Origin of the sequence: Lentibacter sp. (genome assembly GCF_965657785.1) — a bacterium.
Lineage (GTDB): Bacteria > Pseudomonadota > Alphaproteobacteria > Rhodobacterales > Rhodobacteraceae > Lentibacter.
The window spans coordinates 1-5,264 of sequence record NZ_CBFHPP010000048.1 but is presented as its reverse complement, the minus strand read 5'-3'; the positions used below and the strand labels follow the sequence as shown (position 1 = coordinate 5,264).

General features: G+C 52.5%; 4 protein-coding genes. 2 read left to right on the top strand and 2 right to left on the bottom strand.

Annotated features, from left to right (window positions below):
- Positions 1–42 precede the first annotated feature (42 nt).
- Positions 43–1,686 carry an electron transfer flavoprotein-ubiquinone oxidoreductase gene (locus ACTF58_RS13310; protein ID WP_438992451.1) on the bottom strand — a complete coding sequence of 548 codons (1,644 nt, stop codon included), beginning with the start codon at positions 1,684–1,686 and terminating at the stop codon, positions 43–45.
- A 710-nt stretch (positions 1,687–2,396) separates the two neighbouring features.
- On the opposite strand from ACTF58_RS13310, the gene greA reads away from it, so the two are divergent.
- Together greA and ACTF58_RS13300 are read left to right on the top strand one after the other, a co-directional pair.
- Positions 2,397–2,867 carry a transcription elongation factor GreA gene (gene greA / locus ACTF58_RS13305; protein WP_438992452.1) on the top strand — a complete coding sequence of 157 codons (471 nt, stop codon included), beginning with the start codon at positions 2,397–2,399 and terminating at the stop codon, positions 2,865–2,867.
- A gap of 13 nt (positions 2,868–2,880) precedes the next feature.
- Positions 2,881–3,897, top strand: coding sequence for a hypothetical protein (locus ACTF58_RS13300; protein ID WP_438992450.1), 1,017 nt, complete (start codon positions 2,881–2,883; stop codon positions 3,895–3,897).
- An 89-nt stretch (positions 3,898–3,986) separates the two neighbouring features.
- Here ACTF58_RS13300 and ACTF58_RS13295 read toward each other — a convergent pair whose 3' ends face one another.
- On the bottom strand, positions 3,987–5,156 hold the full coding sequence (locus tag ACTF58_RS13295; protein ID WP_438992449.1) for a hypothetical protein: 1,170 nt from the start codon (positions 5,154–5,156) through the stop codon (positions 3,987–3,989).
- Positions 5,157–5,264: the final 108 nt, after the last annotated feature.

Genomic DNA, 5,264 nt, shown 5'->3' with positions numbered 1-5,264 from the left:
GCCCTCGAAATGAAAAGGGCGGGGAAATCCCCGCCCGCCTCATCACATATTTGGATAGTTCGGCCCGTCCCCGCCCTGTGGCGTGGTCCAGTTGATGTTCTGGCTCGGGTCTTTGATGTCGCAAGTCTTGCAGTGGACACAGTTCTGGAAGTTGATGACAAACTGCTGTTCGCCCTCTTTCTCCACAATCTCGTAAACACCCGCAGGGCAGTAGCGCTGCGCAGGTTCTGCATACTTCGGCAGGTTCACAGAAATCGGCAGCGAAGCATCCTTCAGATGCAGGTGCGCAGGCTGGCTCTCTTCGTGATTGGTCATAGAGAAGCTCACGTTGGTGAGACGGTCAAAGCTCAGTGTCCCGTCGGGCTTGGGATAACTGATCTCTTTATGCGCCGCCGCAGGCTCTGTGCTGTCCGCATCGTTTTTGCCGTGCTTTAGCGTGCCAAAGAGCGAAAAGCCAAACGTGTTGGTCCACATATCAAGCCCACCCAGCACAAGCGAAGGCAGAAGGCCCCATTTGGACCACATGGGCTTAACGTTTCGCACTTTCTTGAGGTCTTTACCGATCGCACCTGTACGCACTTCGGTTTCATAAGCTGTAAGCTCGTCGCCCTCGCGGCCAGATTTGATGGCCTCATGTGCAGCTTCTGCCGCCGCCATACCTGAGAGCATCGCATTGTGGTTGCCCTTGATGCGCGGCACGTTGACCATACCGACAGAGCAGCCCAAGAGCGCCACACCAGGCGCAACCATCTTCGGCATCGACTGATAGCCGCCCTCAGAGATCGCCCGAGCGCCGTAAGCCACACGCTTACCGCCCTTCAGCAGCTCGGCCACCATCGGATGATGCTTGAAGCGCTGGAATTCCATGTAAGGGTAAAGGTGCGGGTTCTTGTAGTTCAGGTGAACCACAAACCCGACATAAACCTGATTGTTCTCAAGGTGGTAGATAAATGAGCCACCGCCCGCATTGCCATTGAGAGGCCAACCCATTGTATGGGTCACAGAGCCTTCTTTGTGCTTCGCAGGATCAATTTCCCAAATCTCTTTCATCCCAAGACCGAATTTTTGCGGCTCATGGCCCTCGGCCAGATTGTATTTCTCGATCACCTCTTTTGAGAGGCTCCCGCGCACACCTTCTGAGAGGAAGACATATTTGCCGTGAAGCTCCATGCCCGGCTCGGTGTTTTCGCCAATGCTGCCATCAGCCTCAAGCCCGAAGACACCCGCCACAACACCCTTCAGGCGCTCACCTTCATACACAAGTTCGCTACACGCCATGCCTGGGAAAATCTCGACACCCAGCGCCTCGGCCTGCTCCGCCATCCAGCGGGTCACATTGCCCATCGAGACAATGTAGTTGCCGTGGTTGTTCATCAGTGGCGGCATCGGGAAGTTTGGAATACGGATTTCGCCCGCTTCGCCGAGCATATAGAAGTTATCTTCCTTGACAGGCACATTGAGCGGCGCGCCTTTTTCTTTCCAATCAGGAATCAGCGCATCAAGCCCGCAAGGATCAAGCACAGCGCCAGACAAGATATGCGCTCCCACTTCCGAGCCCTTTTCCAAAACCACAACCTGCAAGTCAGCATCCAGCTGCTTGAGACGGATCGCCGCCGACAGGCCTGCTGGCCCTGCTCCGACAATAACCACATCATATTCCATAGTCTCGCGGACAACTTCGGACATCTTCTTTTCCCTTTTGCGCGTTTGGGTAACAAAATTTCACGAAGGATTACATGGCGAAACACAATGGCGTCAATCATACCTTCGCCAAATGCATACATTTGCCGCAAGTTTCTTAACATCGCACAATCTTAATCGCCAAATTTCTTGAAGAAGGGCGCATTAAGAACAAGGCAGCAGACCTATCGGTAATGGAAGCCTCTTGGGCGTGAGCTCTACCATGTGTCTATGTCTTCACTCAACGCCGTGTTATATAGCAAACTATCAAAAACCCTGATCCCTAGGCATGGTTAAGCCAAAACACACCACCAAAGGCGAAAGCAGCAACATGACCGTCCGCACCAATCGGAACCGTTTACTCAGCCTGAAGATTCGGACGCTGTCTCTATGAAAGCGGAAATTATGGTCAGCAATAGCCATCATCAACAACCGCGTAATTGATAGTAATAATGGGAAGCCTCACCGCGTTGTGTTTTTACACTAAAGTGTTTTGCGGCAGTATTTGCAGCAAAGTAGCAAGGCAAAGAATGGCCCAGCACATTAGAGAAGCGCTGCTCGCCAAACTCGCCACAGGGCTTCACATCTCTGAATTCCGCCCATTGATGCAAAATGCCCTTTACTCTATTGCAAGACAGCCCCTGTCTGGGACAAAGTGACGTAACCAAGATCAAAGCGTGCCATTGGCACGCCAGAAAGACCAAGAAGGCAGTGCAATGGACAAATTCCCGATGACTCGTGGCGGACACGCTGCGCTCGAAACCGAGCTGAAAAAGCTCAAATCCGTTGAGCGCCCCTCAGTAATCAAAGCCATCGCCGAAGCACGCGAGCTGGGCGATTTGAAAGAAAACGCCGAATATCACTCCGCCCGCGAGAAACAGGGCTTTATTGAAGGCCGCATCCAGGAGCTTGAGGCCGTTCTCAGCCTCGCTGAAGTGATTGATCCAACCAAGCTGTCAGGAACGGTCAAGTTCGGTGCAACAGTAACCGTCGTGGACGAAGACACTGACGAAGAGAAAACATGGCAGATCGTTGGCCAACACGAAGCCAACATCGAAAAAGGCCTTCTCAACATGAGCTCGCCCATCGCCCGTGCCCTTATCGGGAAAGAAGAAGGCGACAGTGTCGAGGTCCGCACTCCGGGCGGAGAGAAGAGCTACGAAATCCTTAAAATCGCCTTCATCTAAGAAAACGAGCGCAATGGCCGATCAAAACGAAACCCGTCCAACACCGCTCGGTATTTATGACCGCGCCGTGGCCGATAAGATCACCGCGATCGAAATCATCGCGCTGAGCCTTTCGGCTGTCTGGCTCTTGGGCGCTGCTGTTTTTTTTCTGACCTTGCCTTCAGAAACCACAGCTGAAGATACAGCCAACACATCTCTGCGGTTTATGATGACGATGCTCGCGGTGTTCATGCCTGTCGGCATGATCTGGGTCGCCGCCACAGCCGCGCGCTCCTCAAAGATCATGCGCGAAGAAAGCCAGCGCCTCCAATCCGCGATTGATGCGATCCGCCACGCCTATATCGTCCAGAGCCAGAGTGGCAGGATCACAGCGGAGCCTTCCGTTGCACGAAAGCTCGAAGAAATCGCCCTAGCACAACGCAAAACTGAAACTGCGCTTGCCACATTTACATCTAGTCGCGACGCTCAAAGCGCACGTGCTGTGGTTGTAGCACCCGCGCCGCAAGCCGAGGAACAGACCACGCTGGAGCTTGGAACAACAGCGCAGGACATTGCTCCCTCCATTAGCCGCGAAGAGTTCATTCGCGCGATCAACTTTCCTGAAACCGCAGAAGACACCACAGGTTTCAATGCTCTGCGCCGCGCCCTGAAAGACCGCGCTGTCGCGGGCCTGGTTCAAGCCGCCCAAGATGTGCTGACCCTGCTCAGCCAAGACGGCATTTATATGGATGATCTGCGCCCCGATATGGCCCGCCCAGAAGTCTGGCGTCAGTTTGCCCAAGGCACACGGGGTCGCCAGATCGCAAGTCTTGGCGGCGTGCGTGACCGCTCCTCTCTGGCGCTTGCCTCAGGGCGTATGCGTGAAGATCCAATTTTCCGAGACGCCGTGCATCACTTCCTGCGCCGGTTTGACAAGAGTTTCACCCAGTTTGAAATCGAGGCGAGTGATACTGAAATTTCCGAATTGGCAAACACCAGAACAGCACGCGCATTTATGCTACTAGGTCGCATCGCTGGCGTGTTTGATTGAGCCAACCGCTCTTCAACCTCAACCGTCGTTCACTGATAGAACATTTTTTTATATCTCAGGTTTTCTGCGGATTTCACCATAGGGAAGCCTCAGATTTTGGGTACAATACCATAAGACTGACCCGGCTTTCCAATGTAAGGGGCGATCTTACGTTGCCAAAACGGAAGTGTGTTGTAGCGAATACGCCCGTCAGCTTTTAAGAGCATATCTAATACGGGAGCAATCACGCGATCCCAGTCTTCAACAGAGGCTAAGCTGCCGGGAGGACTTGGGCACTCTAATGATTGTGACATCGATACATCAAATGCACGCTTCATACCTGCGCATATCTCTTTATAAAATGCTTCATAAGGCTCTGGATCAGTAAGGTTAGTCAACCCAGCTAAGATAGCTGGGTGATACGGTTCTTCAGAAGTCCAACCCGGATCAGACAGCAGCATTTCAAACTCCTGTGAAGGCATCACTTTTCTCAAGGTGGTCAGCGTGTCATTCACCACTGGCCTGAGATTGTGAAGATGCTTTGGCTTTAATGCCCAAAGTTTTGAGGAGTGTTCAATCGGGTTACACCAGCGTTGAACCACGAACTCTGTGGAGGCATCATGCCCTGTGATGCGAAACTTACGATTGCGGAGTAAAAAGCCGATCAACGCAGGGGGAGACGCTGTGTTGCTTCGTTTTTCAAGCGACAAAGGAAGATCATAAAGCAAACCAAAAGCCGAAATAACATTTGGTCGCATGGATCGCACAATCACTCTCACATTGGGGATTTGTGCCCATGCCGCAATATCTCGACCGAAATTAGTGCTCATTTTGTTTCTCGCCAACCAACGGTCAATGTCCGGACAGCTCCAAATGCCCCATTGCCAAAATGCGGCATTGGTCCAATCAACCACAGGCCGCAAAAAAACAACAACATCCACAGGTGGATAGCCCCACTCAGACAGCGATTGAGCAAATAAAGCATGATGCGCGATCCATCCTTCACATGACAGAATGGGAATGTGCCCCTTCGTTTGTCCCCGCTTCATAGTCTGCAACATGGCAATAAATACGTTCGTTGCTGTCACTTGTGGGGCAAAGTTTGGCCAAGTCGCATATCCATAAGAGGATAAATGCGCGCTTCTTGTAAGAGCACGCCCATAGCACACGTCAAGTGCACCCAACGAGGCCTGAAGAGCGGTGTAACGATAGGTATTTCCGCTCCGATCCTGCAAATCCGGCGTCATGCTTAATACCGTCTGCAAAGTGAGCAGCCCCACTTGAGTGGTCCATATTAAAAGTTAGTGCATGATCGGCCTTTGGTCCATCGGGATGATGGTTTCGGGCGCTGGTGGGCGGTAGCCCAATGCACTGTGTGGTCGCTTGGT

What these genes read in the sequence shown, in the direction of transcription:
- ACTF58_RS13300 (WP_438992450.1), top strand. Translation starts at nt 2,881, where the DNA reads ATGGCCGATCAAAACGAAACCCGTCCAACACCGCTCGGTATTTATGAC.
- ACTF58_RS13310 (WP_438992451.1), bottom strand. Translation starts at nt 1,686, where the DNA reads ATGTCCGAAGTTGTCCGCGAGACTATGGAATATGATGTGGTTATTGTC.
- greA (WP_438992452.1), top strand. Translation starts at nt 2,397, where the DNA reads ATGGACAAATTCCCGATGACTCGTGGCGGACACGCTGCGCTCGAAACC.